At 70.5% G+C, this 16,241-nt stretch carries 13 protein-coding genes; 8 read left to right on the top strand and 5 right to left on the bottom strand.

Features of this window, described 5'->3' with window-relative positions; all coding sequences use genetic code 11:
• Positions 1-113 precede the first annotated feature (113 nt).
• The 3 genes from AB0J39_RS04300 to AB0J39_RS04290 all read left to right on the top strand — a co-directional run bounded on the left by AB0J39_RS04300 (position 114) and on the right by AB0J39_RS04290 (position 7,288).
• Positions 114-4,202: an amino acid adenylation domain-containing protein gene (locus AB0J39_RS04300; RefSeq protein ID WP_363461688.1), complete on the top strand. Its 4,089-nt coding sequence runs from the start codon at positions 114-116 to the stop codon at positions 4,200-4,202.
• A gap of 10 nt (positions 4,203-4,212) precedes the next feature.
• Positions 4,213-5,154 carry a pseudouridine-5'-phosphate glycosidase gene (locus AB0J39_RS04295; protein WP_363461686.1) on the top strand — a complete coding sequence of 314 codons (942 nt, stop codon included), beginning with the start codon at positions 4,213-4,215 and terminating at the stop codon, positions 5,152-5,154.
• 211 nt (positions 5,155-5,365) lie between these two features.
• Entirely contained in the window at positions 5,366-7,288 is a 1,923-nt protein-coding gene (locus AB0J39_RS04290; RefSeq protein ID WP_363461684.1) for an adenylyl cyclase, read from the top strand.
• 39 nt (positions 7,289-7,327) lie between these two features.
• Here the strand turns inward: AB0J39_RS04290 and AB0J39_RS04285 are convergent, their stop codons facing one another.
• The gene (locus tag AB0J39_RS04285) at positions 7,328-7,858 is read right to left on the bottom strand and encodes an SRPBCC family protein (protein ID WP_363461682.1); all 531 of its coding nucleotides are present in this window, start codon (positions 7,856-7,858) and stop codon (positions 7,328-7,330) included.
• Between the two features lie 103 nt (positions 7,859-7,961).
• On the opposite strand from AB0J39_RS04285, the gene AB0J39_RS04280 reads away from it, so the two are divergent.
• Positions 7,962-8,120: a hypothetical protein gene (locus AB0J39_RS04280; RefSeq protein ID WP_363461680.1), complete on the top strand. Its 159-nt coding sequence runs from the start codon at positions 7,962-7,964 to the stop codon at positions 8,118-8,120.
• Between the two features lie 269 nt (positions 8,121-8,389).
• On the opposite strand, the gene AB0J39_RS04275 is transcribed toward AB0J39_RS04280, so the two are convergent.
• The gene (locus AB0J39_RS04275) at positions 8,390-9,055 is read right to left on the bottom strand and encodes a class F sortase (protein ID WP_363461678.1); all 666 of its coding nucleotides are present in this window, start codon (positions 9,053-9,055) and stop codon (positions 8,390-8,392) included.
• Between the two features lie 221 nt (positions 9,056-9,276).
• Here AB0J39_RS04275 and AB0J39_RS04270 point away from each other — a divergent pair, with 221 nt between their 5' ends.
• Together AB0J39_RS04270 and AB0J39_RS04265 are read left to right on the top strand one after the other, a co-directional pair.
• Positions 9,277-10,428, top strand: a complete 1,152-nt coding sequence (locus AB0J39_RS04270; protein ID WP_363461676.1) for a glycosyltransferase family 2 protein — start codon at positions 9,277-9,279, stop codon at positions 10,426-10,428.
• Positions 10,429-10,430: 2 nt separating this feature from the next.
• Positions 10,431-10,595, top strand: coding sequence for a hypothetical protein (locus AB0J39_RS04265; protein WP_165900532.1), 165 nt, complete (start codon positions 10,431-10,433; stop codon positions 10,593-10,595).
• Between the two features lie 21 nt (positions 10,596-10,616).
• Here AB0J39_RS04265 and AB0J39_RS04260 read toward each other — a convergent pair whose 3' ends face one another.
• Complete coding sequence (locus AB0J39_RS04260; RefSeq protein WP_363461674.1) at positions 10,617-11,981, bottom strand: MFS transporter; 1,365 nt, start codon at positions 11,979-11,981, stop codon at positions 10,617-10,619.
• Between the two features lie 480 nt (positions 11,982-12,461).
• Between AB0J39_RS04260 and AB0J39_RS04255 the strand changes: the two genes are divergently transcribed.
• Positions 12,462-13,238, top strand: coding sequence for a class I SAM-dependent methyltransferase (locus AB0J39_RS04255; RefSeq protein ID WP_363461672.1), 777 nt, complete (start codon positions 12,462-12,464; stop codon positions 13,236-13,238).
• A gap of 9 nt (positions 13,239-13,247) precedes the next feature.
• Here the strand turns inward: AB0J39_RS04255 and AB0J39_RS04250 are convergent, their stop codons facing one another.
• Both AB0J39_RS04250 and AB0J39_RS04245 read right to left on the bottom strand, forming a co-directional pair.
• Complete coding sequence (locus AB0J39_RS04250; protein ID WP_363461670.1) at positions 13,248-15,308, bottom strand: cellulose binding domain-containing protein; 2,061 nt, start codon at positions 15,306-15,308, stop codon at positions 13,248-13,250.
• Between the two features lie 118 nt (positions 15,309-15,426).
• Complete coding sequence (locus tag AB0J39_RS04245; protein WP_363461668.1) at positions 15,427-15,906, bottom strand: hypothetical protein; 480 nt, start codon at positions 15,904-15,906, stop codon at positions 15,427-15,429.
• A gap of 55 nt (positions 15,907-15,961) precedes the next feature.
• Here AB0J39_RS04245 and AB0J39_RS04240 point away from each other — a divergent pair.
• On the top strand, positions 15,962-16,241 hold a 280-nt coding region (locus AB0J39_RS04240; protein WP_363461666.1), incomplete at its 3' end, for an HTH domain-containing protein.

Below are 16,241 nucleotides of genomic sequence, written 5' to 3'. Positions count from 1 at the left end.
GTCTCGCTGCCGGTAATCCGGCCCACGGCCGCGCCGGGCGCGGCCGTGGCCGCTACGGCGCCGAGGGCCGCGGCTTCCCACCAACTCTTGTCCGCTCATCGCAGGGGGAGGAAATGACCACCACTCCAGTCACTGAGGCGAGGCGGGAATCACCCGAGGACGTCTGTCTTCCCGATCTGCTCGACGCACAGGCCCGGACACGCCCGGACGACACGGCGGTCGTCTGCGGGGACCGGCGGCTGAGCTTCCGCGAGCTCGCGGAGGGCGGCGCGGCCCTCGGCGGGCACCTGCGGGAGCTCGGCGTGGACCTCGACGAATGTGTGGGGCTCTTCGTCGAACCGTCGATCGACCTGATGGTCGGGGTGTGGGGCATCCTGCGGGCCGGCGGCGCCTACCTTCCGCTGTCCCCCGAATATCCGGAAGAGCGCCTCCGCTACATGATCGAGGACGCCGGCGTGCGGGTCGTCGTCACGCAGGACGAGCTCGTGGCCAGGCTGACCGAGCTGGCGCCCGCCGGGACGAGGATCGTCACCCTGAAGGACGCGGCGCGGCCCGCGGGCTCGCCCGGGGGCGACCGTCACCCGGGCCTCCGGCCGGGCAACCTCGCGTACGTCATCTACACCTCCGGCAGCACGGGCAAGCCGAAAGGGGTGATGATCGAGCACCGCAGCATCGTCAGCCAGATGCGGTGGCTGCGGGCCGGCTACGGGATCGGCCACGACAAGACCGTCCTGCAGAAGACGCCGATGAGCTTCGACGCGGCGCAGTGGGAGATCCTCGCGCCGGTCTGCGGCTCGGTGGTCGTCGTGGGCCCGCCGGGGGTCTACCGGGACGCCGAGCGGCTGATCGAGGTCATCAGGACGCACGACGTCACCACGCTGCAGTGCGTCCCGACGCTGCTGACCGCGCTGGTGGACACCGAGGAGCTGCACGGCTGCACGTCGCTGACGCAGGTCTTCACCGGCGGAGAGGTCCTGTCCAAGACGCTGGCGACGAGCTTCTTCGACACCCTGCCGGGGTGCGAGCTGGTCAACCTGTACGGCCCCACCGAATGCACGATCAACTCCTCGGCGTACACGGTGGACCGGGCGACCGTCGGCGAGGGCCCGCACGCGATCTCGATCGGCGCGCCGGTCGACCACACCGACTACCACATCCTCGACCTGGGCGGGTCGCCGGTGGCCGTCGGCGAGATCGGCGAGCTGTTCATCGGCGGCGTCCAGGTCGCCCGCGGCTACCTGCACCGGCCCGAGCTGACCGCGGAGCGGTTCGTGGACAACCCGTTCGGCGAGGGCAGGCTGTTCAGGACCGGCGACCTCGCGTACTGGAACACCGACGGCACCGTCCAGTTCGTCGGCCGTGCGGACAACCAGATCAAGCTGCGCGGGTTCCGGGTCGAGCTGGACGAGATCAAGCTGGCGATCGAGACCCACGACTGGGTCAAGCACGCCGCGGTCATCGTCAAGGACGACCCACGCACCGGATTCCAGAACCTGATCGCCTGCGTCGAGCTGAATCCCAAGGAAGCGGCGCTGATGGACCAGGGCAACCACGGCGCCCACCACCAGTCCAAGGCGAGCAGGCTCCAGGTCAGGGCGCAGCTGTCCAACCCCGGGGTCCGGGACGCCGCGGAGCTCGACGGCAGGCCGGTCGTCGACCTGCCGGGCAGGCAGGCGACCGCGCGGCAACGCGCGCTGGCCTTCGCCCGCAAGACCTACCGGTTCTACGAGGGCGGGGAGGTCGGCCGGGGCGACATCCTGAAGCTGCTGGCCAGGCGGGCCGAGGGCGCGGACTCCCGCGGCCTGGACACCCTCGGCCTGGCGGAGCTCGGCGAGATCCTGCGGCACTTCGGGCAGCACATCAGCGAGGAGCGCCTGCTGCCGAAGTACGCGTACGCCTCGCCCGGGGCGTTGTACGCGACCCAGCTGTACCTCGAGATCACCGGATTGGACGGCCTGCGGCCGGGCTACTACTACCACCACCCGGTGCTCCACCGGCTCGTGCTGATCGGGCCGGCCGCGGAAGGGCCGCAGCCGCGGGTGAAGGTGCACTTCGTCGGCAAGAAGCGGGCGATAGAACCGGTCTACAAGAACAACATCCGCGAGGTCCTGGAGATCGAGACCGGCCACATGGTCGGCCTGTTCGAGGAGGTGCTGCCCGCGCACGGCCTGGACATCAGGGCCCTGGAGTACGCGCCGGCCACGAAGGACCACCTGGACTGCGCCGACGAGGACCACTACCTCGGCACGTTCGAGCTGGTCCCGTACGCGGGGCCGCGCCCGGACGACGTCGACCTCTACGTCCAGGCGCATCCCGGCAGGGTCCCCGACCTGCAGGCGGGCCAGTACGCCTACGAGAACGGGCGGCTGCGCCTGATCTCCGACGAGCTCATCCTCAAGAAGCAGGTCATCGCGATCAATCAGCAGGTCTACGACCGGGCCTCGATCGGCGTCTCGGTGGTCAGCAGGAACGACGAGGACTGGCTGCGCTACATCGACCTGGGCCGCACGCTGCAGCACCTGTCGATGAACGACGTCAACATCGGGTTCATGTCGTCCGGATACAGCTCGAAGTCCGGCGACGCCCTGCCCTCGGCGCGCCGGATCGACGGCATCCTGCGCTCGGCCGGCCGGCCCACCGGGCCGTCCTACTTCTTCATCGGCGGCCGCGTGAGCGACGAGCAGCGGTTGAGCGAGGGGATGAAGGAGGACCTGGTTCACATGAAGGGGCCGGCGGAGATGATCAGGGACGACCTGATCAACTTCCTGCCGGACTACATGATCCCGAACAAGGTCGTCGTGCTGGACCGGCTCCCGTTCACGGCGAACGGCAAGATCGACGTCAAGGCGCTGGCCGGGTCCGAGGCGACGAACGTGGACAACGACGACCGGCCGTACGTCGCACCGCGGACCATGACGGAACGCCGGATCGCCGACCTGTGGAAGAAGGCGATGAAGCGGGAGACCGTCTCGGTGGAGGACGACTTCTTCGCCTCCGGCGGGAACTCACTCATCGCCGTCGGGCTGATCAACAAGATCAACCGGGAGTTCTGCGGCTCGCTGCCCCTCCAGGTGCTGTTCGAGTGCCCCACGATCGAGAAGCTCGCCCGCAGGCTCGACGGACGCGACTCCGAGGCGTGCTCCCGGCTGGTGCCGCTGCAGCGGGAGGGCGCGGGCCGGCCCGTCTACTGCTGGCCCGGCCTCGGCGGCTACACGATGAACCTGCGCACGCTGGCCGCCAGGATGGGCGCCGCCCGGCCCTTCTACGGCGTCCAGGCGTACGGGATCAACCCCGAGGAGATTCCGTACGCGACCATCAGTGAGATGGCGGCCGAGGACGTCAAGGCGATCCGGCGGGTGCAGCCGTCCGGGCCGTACACGTTGTGGGGATACTCCTTCGGCGCGCGCGTCGCGTTCGAGGCCGCCTACCAGCTGGAGCAGGCCGGCGAGCGGGTGGAGCACCTGTTCCTGATCGCGCCGGGCTCGCCGAAGGTCCGCTCCGCCGCCGCGCCCGGGCACGAGCGCGAGGCCGGCTTCGGCAACGAGGCGTACGTGACGATCCTCTTCTCGGTCTTCGCGGGCACGATCACCGGGCCGCTGCTGGAGCGGTGCCTGGCCGAGGCCGTGGACGAGGAGAGCTTCGCGGCCTTCGTCCACCGCAGCTTCCCCGACCTGGACATCGACCTGGTGCGCCGGATCATGCGCGTGGTGGCTGAGACCTTCGAGTTCAGCTACACCTTCCGCGAGCTGGCCCGGCGCCGGATCGACGCGCCGATCACCATCTTCAAGGCCAGGGGCGACGACTACTCGTTCCTGGAGAACAGCAGCGGCTACTCGGCGACGCCCCCGGTCGTCGTCGACCTGGAAGCCGATCACTACGGCCTGCTCAAGGAGCCGGACATCGACGAGCTGGCCGGAGCCATCGGGGATCGTCTCGGGACCCACCGTAAGGAGATCATCATGCCGCACGTCAGCATCAAGCACTTTCCCGTCCCCCTCACCGAGCAGCAGCACTCCGACCTGGTCGCGGCCGTGACCAAGGCGATGACGAGCGCCTTCGGCTGCGAGGAGGGCTCGGTGTCGATCATCCTGGAGCCGGTCGCGCAGGAGCAGTGGGACGAGAAGGTCTACATCCCGGAGATCCTCAACCAGAAGCACAAACTGAACAAGCTGCCGAACTACGGCCCGGCCGCGGCGAACTGAGGGGCCGACGATGACCAGGGAGCACGGACGCATCCCGCTGGTTTACAGCGAGGAGGTCGCGGACGCCCTCGCCGAGGGCCGGCCGGTGGTGGCGCTGGAGTCGAACGTCATCACGCACGGCCTGCCCTATCCGGACAACGCCGCCACCGCGCGGAAGGTCGAGGACGCGGTGCGCGCCGGGGGTGCGGTCCCGGCCACGATCTGCGTCGAGGGCGGCCGGTTCAGGGTCGGCATGACGGACGAGGACGTCGAGCGGTTCGCCTCGACCCCCGGCATCCCCAAGGTCAGCAGCCGGGACCTGCCGGTGATCCTCGCCCAGGGCGGGCTCGGCGCGCTGACGGTGGCCAGCTCGGTGGTGGCGGCCGAGCTGGCCGGCATCCCGTTCTTCTCGTCGGCCGGCATCGGCGGCGTGCACCGGGGCGCGGAGAAGACGATGGACGTCTCCTCCGACCTGATCCAGTTCACCCGGTCGAAGGTGGCGGTCGTCTGCGCCGGGGCCAAGAGCATCCTCGACCTGGGCCTGACGCTGGAGTTCCTGGAGACCCACTGCGTGCCGGTGGTGTCGTACCGGTCGGACGACTTCCCCGCGTTCTACTGCGTGTCCAGCGGCTTCCGCAGCCCGCAGCGGCTGGACGACGAGCAGGTGATCGCGCGGGCGGTGGAGAACCACTGGGCGCTGGGCAACCGCAGCTCTTTCCTGATCACCACGCCGGTGCGGGAGGAGGACGCGATCGACGCGTCCGAGGTGGACGCCGCCATCGCCGGCGCGATGGCCGCGGCCGACCGGGACGGCGTCCGCGGCAACGCGATCACGAAGTACCTCATGCGCGCCGTGGACGCGGCCACCGAGGGCAGGTCGTCCAGGGCGAACATGTCCGTGCTCGTCAGCACGGCCGAGGTCGGCGGCCGGCTGGCCGCGGCCCACGCGCGGTACCTGCGGGAGACCGCCTGATCCGCTGGAGACCGCCCCGGAGCCCCGAAGGCTCCGGGGCGGTCCGCTGTGCCGGGGCCGCACGAACCGGAAATCAATGGCGCTCGGGGCATAGCGCCGGAGCCGGTTCGCGCGATAGAAACGTCCCACACATTTTTCAGGGCTTGATGTAAGTCGAGCCCACGGAGAGAGCGCTCTCTCGCTGCGTACCGCAGCGGAAAGGACGACCCGTATGACGACCCAGACTCCTGGCACTGGGAGTCCCACCGGGCGGCGCCCCGGCCGCCGGCTTATCGGCCGCGCGTTCACGGCCGGTCTCGTGCTGACGACCGCCGTCGTGACGGCGGGAGCGACGGCCGCCACCGCCGCGCCGATCCATGGAGACCACGGCAACCACGGAAACCCGGGGGCCGTCGACCTCGGGCCGAACGTCACCGTCTTCGACCCGAGCATGCCCGTCGACCAGATCCAGGCGACCCTGGACGCGGCGCACGCCGCCCAGGTCGACAACGAGATGGGCACTGAGCGCCACGCCTACCTCTTCAAGCCCGGCACGTACGGCACCGCCGAGCGCCCGCTCCAGATCAAGGTCGGCTACTACACCGAGATCGCCGGTCTGGGCGCCTCGCCCACCGACGTCGTCGTCAACGGCAAGATCGAGGTCTACAACCGCTGCCTGGAGAACAACGGCACCGGCAACTGCCTCGCGCTCGTCAACTTCTGGCGCACGCTGTCGAACCTCTCCATCAACGTCAACGCGGCGGGCCAGGACGGCTGCCGTCAGTCGGCGAACTTCTGGGCCGTCTCCCAGGCGGTCTCCATGCGCCGCCTCAACGTCACCGGCGGCACCCTGTCGCTGATGGACTACTGCACCGCCGGCCCGCAGTACGCCAGCGGCGGCTTCATCGCCGACTCCCGGCTGCCGTCCGTCACGAACGGCTCCCAGCAGCAGTGGCTGACCCGCAACACCGAGGTCGCCGGGTGGTCCAACGGCGTGTGGAACCAGGTCTTCTCGGGCGTCGTCGGCGCGCCGGACGAGTCCGGCTTCCCGGACCCGCCCTACACCACGATCGAGAACACCCCCCTCAGCCGGGAGAAGCCCTACCTGTTCACCGACGCGCAGGGCAGGCTCGGGGTCCGTGTGCCGGCCGCCAGGAAGAACACGCGCGGCGTCTCCTGGGCCGACGGCATGACGCCGGGCCGTACGGTGCCGCTGTCCGACTTCTTCGTCGCGAAGCCGTCCGACTCGGTGCAGGCCATCAACAGCCAGCTCGCGCGTGGCAAGAACCTGCTGCTCACGCCGGGCGTGTACGACATCGCGCGGAGCATCGAGGTCAAGCGGCCCGGCACGGTGGTCCTGGGCATCGGGCACGCCACGCTCACCGCCGTACGCGGTGCGGTCCCGATCGACGTCGCCGACGTCCCCGGCGTGGTCGTCGCGGGGGTCACCGTCGACGCGGGCACGCAGAAGTCGCCGGTCCTGCTGCGGGTGGGCAAGGAGCACGGTGAGCACGGCGGCCACCGGGCGCCGGCGGACGACCCGACGACCCTGTCCGACGTGTACTTCCGGGTCGGCGGCCCGCACGTCGGCAAGACCGAGACCGCTCTCGAGGTCAACAGCGACAACGTGCTCATCGACCACACCTGGGTGTGGCGCGCCGACCACGGCGTCGAGGGCTTCACCGACACGCAGCGCTGGAACACCAACATCGGCCGCTACGGCGCCGTCATCAACGGCGACCGCGTGACGGCGACCGGCCTGTTCGTCGAGCACTTCCAGCGCTACAACACGGTCTGGAACGGCGAGGACGGCACGACGATCCTCTACCAGAACGAGCTGCCGTACGACCCGCCCACCCAGGCCGACTGGATGAACGGCAATGTCGAGGGCTACGCCGGCTACAAGGTCGGCGACCGGGTGAAGAGGCACAACCTCTATGGCGCGGGCGTCTACGTCTTCAACCAGAACAACCCGCAGATCCACACCGAGAACGGCTTCGAGGTCCCGCAGACCCCGGGTGTGCGGCTGCACCACATCATGACGGTCAACCTCAACGCCGGGACGATCGACCACGTCGTCAACGGCGTCGGCGACGCGGCCGACACGACCAAGGTCGGCGTGCCGCAGTACATCGCGGACTACCCCGCCAAGTAGCCGGTGGGCCGGAGTCCCCGCGACTCCGGCCCATCCCTTTCACCGGTCGTCGCCGGACTCGCAGCGCCGCTTGAGGCCCTCCGCCTCCGTGCGTACGTACCTGCGGGTGCGGCCGCCGACCAGCAGGCCCATCAGCGGCGCCAGCGGTCCGGACTGGACGATCCCGAGCACGACCGACACCCCGCCGTCCCGGGGCGTGAGCACGTGCGTTCCAAGCGTGGTCACGCCCCCGCCGGCCGCCTGCCAGGCGAAGGACCGGCCTTCGGTGAACTCCGTCACCTGCCAGACCATCGGGGGAAGCCCCGGCTGCTTGATCCGTAGGCGGCCGCCGAGGCGCAGCGGGCCGTCCCCGAGATGCTCCACCGTGGTCATGGTGGGCGTGAACTCGGGCCATCTGACGACGTCCGCCATGACCCGCCAAACTTGCTCCGCGGAGGCGTCGATGTCGACGCCCGTCTCGAACCGCATGTCGGCTATCACTCCTTCGCCCGCCGGGGGATCTCCCGCGCGGTGCCGGTGGTCGACGTGGGCGCCGGGGTTGATCGGCGCGGCGACCACGTAATCGCACATGTGTCCCACTTCGCAATGTGATCCGGGAAGCGCCCGCCGCCCAACTGCCCGCCGTTCCTGCCGAACTGCTAGGTCCTCGGGTGCGGCGCCGTCGCTGGAGCCGGTGGCCACCGTCGTCGTGGAGGGCCTCCACGGCGGGCCGCTGTGCGCGTCGCTGGAGGTCAAGGGCTATCCCGCGATAGGGATCGTGGAACCCGGCGGAGTGGTCCGGGCGTCCGACACGATGATGCACAACGTGGCGGCCGCGCTGGAGAAGGTCTGACGATGCGGAAGATCCTCATCGCGCTGCGGTCGGCTGGGAGGCCGGCCCGCTGTTCACCGCCGTGTGCGTCACGCTCACGCTGCCGACCGCGCCGGCGCCGGTGGTGACGGCCTGGCCGACCGAGCTGGTGCTGGACGAGATCACGCCGGGGCGACGCCGGCCTGTTCTCGATGCAGGCCGAAGGCTTCCTGGATGCACTGCCGGAGAAGGTCCACGGGTGACCGGACGCGAGCGCCCCCGCCCTCGGGCCGCTCGTGGCCGGTGTCGCGTCATCCCTTCGCGGCCGATCGACGGGAGAGGGCACCGTCCTGCGGGCGGTTCCCGGCGACGAGATGGGCGTAGACGATGACGTTGTCGCGGTAGTGCCCACGGGCGGTGTCGAAGTCCCCGCCGCACGTGATCAGGCGTAGTCCGGGGAACCCGACCATCCCGTAGACCTTGCGGGTGGGGAAGCGGTCCTTCGGCACGCGCTCCAGGGAGTCCACCTCGAAGACCACCTGGGAGCGGTCTTTCCTGGAGATCCTCACCGTGTCGCCCGGACGCAGGTCGCCGAGGCGGAAGAAGACACCGGGCCCCTCTTTCGAGTCGACGTGGCCGGCGATGACGGCGGGACCGCGGGAGCCCGGCGCCGGGCCGAGCCGGTACCAGCCGGCCTCGTCGACCCTGTCGAGGGGCGGGACCTCCAGTGTCCCGTCCGGGTTCTTGCCCAGCGTCATCAGCGTGGTCCGCACGCCGATCTTCGGGATCTCCAGCATGACCGGCGGTGACGACGGCAGCGCGCGTGCCGTGGCCTTCGGCTGCGCCCGCGGGGTGGAGACGCTCACGGGAGGCGCGGGTGGCGCCGCCTGACGGTCGCCGGAGCGCCCGGCGGCGACGGTGACGGCGGCCGCGGCCGCGGACAGGACTAGGAGGACGGCGACCGAAACCCTGCCCAAATAATCACCGTTCCTGCGCCAAAAACTTCGGAACACATCCTACGTCGCCTTGATGTAAACCAGTCACTCCCGTCACGCGTGTAACCTCTCGGATGTAGTCACCGATATGCGGCGGTTTGCTGGGAGCTGGACGGTTTTAAGTGGTTCAGTCAGAAATTCTGCCCAGGCCGTCAGAGACCGGGTACGGCCACGCGCCCGATGCCCGAGGCCGCGGACACGCCGTGACGCCGGTCCATCCGGGAGACCTCGCGCAGATCCGTACGGGCCGCCATCGCGCTGTGAAGGGCGCGGACGGCAAGCGGGACCTCCCGGAGGTCGATCCCGCGCGCATGCACGTCACCGTGCTGGTCCCGGCTCATGACGAAGAGGCCCAGATCGCCGAGACGATGACGTCGCTGCACGCACAGCGGCGCAGGCCCAACCGCGTCATCGTGATCGCGGACAACTGCACCGACAGGACCGAGGACATCGCCCGCGCGCACGGCGCCGAGGTGATCAGGACGATCGGCAACCGCCACAAGAAGGCGGGCGCCCTCAATCAGGTGCTCGAAGTCCTGCTGCCCCAGCTGGGGTCCCGGCACGCCGTACTGGTCATGGACGCGGACTCGGCGCTCGATCCCGGTTTCATCCACCATGCCGTCCTCAGGCTGGCGACCGGCGCACTGGCCGCGGTGGGAGGCACCTTCACCGGCAAGCCGGGCGGCGGCCTGGTGGGCATGTTCCAGCGCAATGAGTACGCGCGCTACGCCAGGGACGTGCGGCGGCTGCACGGGAAGGCGCTGGTGCTCACCGGGACGGCGACGCTTTTCCGCGCGATCGCGCTCAAGGAGGTCGTCAGGGCCCGCCGGGGCGGTCGCCTCCCCGGCCGCGACCAGGTGTACGACGTACGTGTCCTGACCGAGGACAACGAGCTCACCCTGGCGCTGCTGCACCTGAGGTTCCGCATCCTGTGTCCCGCGGAGTGCACGCTCACCACCGAGGTCATGGAGACCTGGAAGGACCTGTTCAAGCAGCGGCTGCGATGGAAGCGGGGGGCGCTGGAGAACCTCACCGACTACGGCTGGACGCGGGTCACGTTGCCCTACTGGGGCCGCCAGCTCCTGTCGCTGGTCGGGATCGTTGTGATCTTCGCGTACCTGGGCGCCACCGCCTGGTCGATCGCGGTCACGGGCACGCTCACCTTCCATCCGCTCTGGCTGGCGGTCACGGGCGTCTTCATGGTCGAGCGGATCGTGACCGTCCGCAGCAGGGGCGCCAGGCAGATGGCTGTCGCCGCCCTGCTGTTCGTGGAAATGATCTTCGATGTCTTCCTGCAGTTAGCACAGGCGAAAGCCTTCTGGGACGCCGCATGGCGTCGGGAAAGGAAATGGTGAACATGTACAACAACCCACCCATCGGCGGCGTCGCAGCGGGCTTCGGCGGCGCGGCGCTGACCGCCCCGTTCATGGGCTGGAACGCGCTCTGGATCGCCCTTGGCCTGTTCACACTGGTTTCGGCCGCCGTGGCGGTCAAGCGGATCATCCCGAAGCGGGAGGCCTGACCCGGCGGGCGGGACGGCCGGTCAGCCGGAGCCGGTGTCGGCGGGGTGGGCGCCGCGACCCACGGCCTGCTCGGGCCGTACTCCGGTCCCGGTGCCGGCGGCGGGGGAGCCGCTTCGGCGGAGGACGGCGGCCGTCGCGACGGCGGGCACCAGGATGACCGCCGCCGCGACGTTGACCGCGTGGAAGCCGCCGGCGGCGAGGATCGGCCCGGCCAGCGCGGCCGCCGCGGCGCCCGCGTAGTTCATGCCGGCGTCGGTGGCCCCCTGCAGCGGCACCCGTACGTGGTCCGGCGCTGCCCCGGTGAGCAGCGCCGACCCGGAGATCATCGACGCCGACCAGCCCATGCCGAGGACGGTCAGCGCGAGCGCGGTGAGTGCGCTGCCCTCGGGGGCCGACGCGGCCACGAAGCCGAGGACGACGGCCGCCACGAGCATCAGCATTCCCGCGCACGCGGTCCGGACCGCGCCGAGCCGGTCGGCCAGCCATCCGAAGACCGGGCTGAAGGCGTACATGCCGAGCACGTGCAGGCTGATCACGACGCCGACCAGCCGCAGCGACATGCCGTGATGCTGCATGTGGAGCGGCGTCATCACCATGACCATGACCATGGTCGCGTGCGCGACCGCGACGAGCACGACCGCGAATCGCGCCACGGGATGGGCCGCCGCCCACCGCAGCGCCGTCGCCGCCCCCACCGTGCGGGAGCTGTCGGTGGCCGGGCCGGTGGCCGGCGCGGACGGCCGTACGGCGGGCCGGAGGAACAGCGCGACCACCGCGCCCGCCAGGGCGAAGGACACGACCGAGACCAGGTAGGGCCCGGCGAGGCCGGGCAGTCCGAGCCGTCTGCCGAGCCGGTCGGCCACCTCGCTGAGGTTGGGGCCGGCCACGGACCCGATCGTGGTGGCCCAGATGACGATCGACATCGTCCTGGCCCGGGCGCCGGGGGCCGCGCCGTCCGCGGCGGCGTACCGGGACTGCAGGTTCACCGCCTGGCCGACGCCGAACATGGCCAGCCCGGCCAGCAGCACGACGAGCTGGGAGACGACGGCGGCCGTGACGATCAGCACGCCGCCGAGCACGGCGATCGCGTACCCCAGGGTGAGCGAGCGGCGCCGCCCGTGCCGGGCCGCGACGCCGGCCAGCGGCACCGCGGCGACCGCCGCGCCGAGCACGCCCGCGGCCTGGCCCAGGCCCGCGACGGCTGTGCCGCCGATCCGCTCCACGAGCAGCCCGCCGACCGCGAAGCCGGAGGCGACCGCGACCCCGCCGAGCAGGTTGCCGGTGACGAGGATCCCGATGCCGTGCGGGCCGGACTTCGGTCCGCCGGAGTGGTCGCGGCTCATCGTCCGGACCCGCCGGGTGTCCTCGCCTGTCTCACGGCGCACTCGCCGCCGTCCACGCCCACCACCCCGGAACCACCTTTCCGCCGCGCCCTGTCCGGATGGCTCCGGAAAGCGGCATCTGATGATAAGTCCGGCGTGTGGTGCTGCTCATCGTTCATCCGCCCGCTGATGACCCAGGGGAAGTCGCCGAACGAAGTGGTATCCGGAAAGGGCACCGCCCTCCTCGCCGTGACGGACGAGGAGGGCGGGCTTCGAGCGGTTTTTCGCCGTAACCACACCGGGCGGCTTTTCTGGCGATGAGCCGCGGGGTTGCGCCTGACATGGCAGGCGCTTGCCACGAAGCCTTTCATACCGAGGTCAAACGCTCGATGCGGTCCGGTGCAACAAACCGCCCTGATCACACAAAAGGCCGCACGCGTCACCGCCGGACTCCCGTTCCGGTGAAACGCGTCTGGGCAAATTCTTCTTGAGGCTCCGCGTGAATGCGAATGACCTCGCGTGCGCCGCCCTACGGTTGGGGCCATGCAGCGACAGCCCTACGTGAAACGGCGGCGGTCACGCCTCTCCTACCAGCTGACCTACGCTCTGCGTCACCCCGGCAAGGTCTGGCCGCACCTGCGGCGGATGACCCGCGACGCGCGGCTGAGGGCGAGGACCGCCGACCACGTGTCCTACTACCGCGAGGTCATGCGCGCCGACATCGCGGAGATGAGCGCCGACGGTGCGATCGGCAGCCACGGCAGGGAGAGCTGGCTGCGGATCGGCAAGATGCAGTTCGACTACCTGCGCGCACACGGCCTCGCGCCGCGCGACCGCGTCCTCGACATCGGCTGCGGCAACCTGCGCCTCGGCTGGCGGCTGATCGAGTATCTGGAACCGGGCCACTACTACGGCGTCGACATCTCGCCCGAGATCCTGCTCGCCGCCGCGGACACGGTCGCCCGGCGCGGGCTGCAGTCACGGCTGCCGCACCTGACCGTGGTGGACGACCTCACCTTCGCCTTCCTCCCCGACGAGCACTTCACCGTGATCCACGCGCACAGCGTGTTCTCCCACAGCCCGATCGAGGTGATCGACGAGTGCCTCCGGCACGTCGGCCGCATCCTGCACCCGGACGGGTTCTTCGACTTCACCTTCGACCGCACGGAGAAGGTCGAGCACCACGTGCTGCGTGAGGACTTCTACTACCGGACGGAGACGCTCGTGAACCTCGCCGAGCGGTACGGCCTCACGGCGAGGTTCATGGACGACTGGGAGCGGACTCGGCACAAGCAGTCCAAGCTACGCGTCACACGCTGAGACCGGTGGCTACAGCGTCGAGCAGACCGTGCCGTTCAGGCGGAAGACCGTGGGGGAGGGGTAGGCCCCCTCGTTGGCGCCGACGAATCCGAGGGTGACGGATCCGCCCGCCGGAATCGTCCTGGTCTGCTCGTTGGGCACGACCCGCACATCCTGACCCTCGGATGTCCCCTCTGATGTCCACGTGCCGCCCTGCCCGCTGCTGACGCGTTCCCCGGCGGCCGGGAAGCGGAACGCCAGCGTCCAGTCGGACACGTCGTCCGCGCCGCGGTTGGTGACGGTGACCGTGGCGGTGAAGCCCCGTCCCCATCCCTGCGTCACCCGGTAGCGGACCGCGCAGGCGCTGTCCTGCGGCGTGGGTGCGGTGAAGGTCACCGGCGCGGACGGCCGCGACAGCCGTCCGGCCCGGTCCCTGGCCAGCACGTTGAGCGTGTAGGAGGCGCCGGGCTCCAGGCCGCGCAGCGTCAGCGAGGTGCCCCGGGTCGTGCCCAGCGGGACGCTGTCCGTGCCCGTCTGCCGGTACACCTCGTACCTGTCCGCGGCGGGACCGGTCGCAGGCCAGCTCACCGTGACGCCGCCGGGAACGGCGCGCGCCGTCGGCGTGCCCGGGGCCGGAGCGGGCTTCGGGCCCTTCGCCGCCCGCACCGTCATCGTCGTGATCGAGTACGGCGGAAGCGTCCGTGTGTACGCGTCGCCCTGCTCGGCCCGGACGAGCGCGGTGGCCCCCCGGGTGAAGGTGTGCGTCACCGGGCTCCGGCCGGAGGGGGTGAACCCGGTGTAGCGGAGCCGTACGGGATAGGCGGTGCCCGGATCCTTGTTGATCATCACGACGGCCAGGTCGCCGTCGGCCTGCCGTACGGCGTGCACGGCCACCTTCGGCCGGCTGGAGCCGGCCCTGACCAGGCTGTCTCCCGGTCCGGCGGCCGTCTGGAGGATCTCGATGCCGTGGTAGGCGGGGAACGGCGTGTTGAGCGGCGGCTCGCAGACGCCGTCGGCGCACTGGCCGAGCGACAGGAAGCCGATGTCCTGGTAGTCGGTCTCGCCGTCGATCGTGCTGACCTTCTCCAGTGTGTTGTGGGTGTCGAACCAGTCCACGGTGAAGACGCCGTTCTCCAGCGCGGTCAGGTAGGTGTCGGCGGCGAACAGCCCGGCCGCGTGGGTGTTGCGCCCGATGTTGGAGGCGACCTCGGTCAGCGCGAGCGGGACGTCGCGCCCGCCCAGGGCGGCGACGTCGCCCCGCACCTGGGCCAGCATCTCGGCCAGCCGGGGCGGAGAGGCCAGCAGCCCGACGACGTCGCCGGTGGTGTCCGGGATGCTCGTGCCCGGATACCAGTGGACGGTGAAGAAGTCGACCTCGGGCGCCACCACCGGGATGACCGTGTGGTTCCAGTTCGCCGAGTCGCCGGCGGCGACCACGCCGTCCGGCCAGCTCCCCGGGATCGTGAGCACCGCCCCGATCTTGATCGTGGGATCGACGGCCTTCATCGCGCGGACGAACTCCAGGGTGTTGCGGGCGTACGCCGCGGGGCTCTTGTCCGCGTGGTCGTCGGCCTCCCAGGTGGCGCCGTAGTGGCCGTTGCCGTAGAGCTCGTTGCCGATCTCCCAGTACTTCACGCCGTACTTCTTGGTGACGTTGGCGTACCGGACCCACCCGGCCGCCTCCTCCGGGGTGCCGGTGCCGTAGTTGGCGATCACGATGGCCTGCGCGCCGGCCTTCCTGACCGTGCCCATGAACGCGTCGAATTCCGTGTTCGGCGCCACGGTCCCGCCCGGCACCGTGTGGGTCTCCCAGTGGTAGAGGTCGCCGTACGACCCGCCGGGGTACCGCACCGCGGCGATGCGCGCCCGCTTGTACAGCCGCGCCACCTCCGGGTCGTTCATGTGGGAGTCCCAGACGGCGGCGTTCGCGCCGTACGCCGCCTCGTGGACGGTGCCGAGCCCGGCGTGCGCGTCGACCGAGACCTCGACGACGTCTCCCGGCGAGGGCGGCGGACTCTGGGCGGGGTCCGCCGCCGCGAGCAGGGAGGCGGCCAGGACCGCGGCGAGCGGGACGGCCAGGGCTGTTCGCATCGATCGCTCCGGGGTCGAAGGGGGACCGGTTCGTGAAGTCAGGCCTCGACGATCACTCGTGACGATCTCCCGGGTCAAGTGCGCGGTGCATCACCCCTGATCAGCGCGCATGGTTCTTTCATCGGCGGTCTCCCGTCGTGCCCTCGGGCAGTGTGTCGGCGAGATAGGCGCCGAGGTCGGGACGGCCGGGGGCGAGCACGTGCCGCACCCACGCGTCGCGTTCGTGCAGGATCGGCGGCAGCTCCCAGACACAGCCGATGAGCGGGCGTTCCGGCCGGATGAAGTGGGTGGGATCCCGATCGGGGCAGCCGAGCGCGGGCTGACCGGCCACCGCGTTGCCGTAGTGCAGGGCGTTGTCCCACGCCCAGGTGTAGGCGTTGATGTAGGCCCCGTCGTCCCCACCCCTGTGGAGGACGACGAAGGCGGCCGGGGGCGTGCCGTCCGGTTCGGGCAGCAGCTCGGGCAGGACGGCGTACGCCGCCTTCTCGACCTCGGGGTCGATGCCGGCCGGGTCGGCGGTGACGTGGTAGCGCTTGACGTGGTAGCCGCTCACCTGAATCGGGGGCGGCACGAACAGCAGTTTCTCCGCGAAAGCCATGCGGGGACGGTAGGGCCGCTTCACTGACACCTTCCGTCAGTGGAATCGTGGCGCTGTGCGCGCGTCCCGGTTGCTGTCGATCCTCCTGTTGCTGCAGTCGCGCGGCCGGCTGACGGCCCGGCAGCTCGCCGCCGAGCTGGAGGTCAGCGTCCGCACGATCTACCGGGACGTCGAGTCGCTGCACGCCGCCGGCATCCCCTTGTACGGCGAGGCCGGGCACGAGGGCGGCTATCGCCTGATGGACGGCTTCCGCACCCGGCTAACCGGCCTGACCGAGGGGGAGGCGGGCGCGCTGTTCCTGGCCGGGCTCCGGGGACCGGCCGCGGATCTCGGCC

Source organism: Microbispora sp. NPDC049633, assembly GCF_040675265.1.
GTDB lineage: Bacteria > Actinomycetota > Actinomycetes > Streptosporangiales > Streptosporangiaceae > Microbispora > Microbispora maris.
Note: the sequence above shows the minus strand (reverse complement) of the source record. Positions and strands in the feature narration are given on the sequence as shown.

What these genes read in the sequence shown, in the direction of transcription:
- AB0J39_RS04300 (WP_363461688.1), top strand. Translation starts at nt 114, where the DNA reads ATGACCACCACTCCAGTCACTGAGGCGAGGCGGGAATCACCCGAGGAC.
- AB0J39_RS04295 (WP_363461686.1), top strand. Translation starts at nt 4,213, where the DNA reads ATGACCAGGGAGCACGGACGCATCCCGCTGGTTTACAGCGAGGAGGTC.
- AB0J39_RS04290 (WP_363461684.1), top strand. Translation starts at nt 5,366, where the DNA reads ATGACGACCCAGACTCCTGGCACTGGGAGTCCCACCGGGCGGCGCCCC.
- AB0J39_RS04285 (WP_363461682.1), bottom strand. Translation starts at nt 7,858, where the DNA reads ATGTGCGATTACGTGGTCGCCGCGCCGATCAACCCCGGCGCCCACGTC.
- AB0J39_RS04265 (WP_165900532.1), top strand. Translation starts at nt 10,431, where the DNA reads ATGTACAACAACCCACCCATCGGCGGCGTCGCAGCGGGCTTCGGCGGC.
- AB0J39_RS04255 (WP_363461672.1), top strand. Translation starts at nt 12,462, where the DNA reads ATGCAGCGACAGCCCTACGTGAAACGGCGGCGGTCACGCCTCTCCTAC.
- AB0J39_RS04250 (WP_363461670.1), bottom strand. Translation starts at nt 15,308, where the DNA reads ATGCGAACAGCCCTGGCCGTCCCGCTCGCCGCGGTCCTGGCCGCCTCC.
- AB0J39_RS04245 (WP_363461668.1), bottom strand. Translation starts at nt 15,906, where the DNA reads ATGGCTTTCGCGGAGAAACTGCTGTTCGTGCCGCCCCCGATTCAGGTG.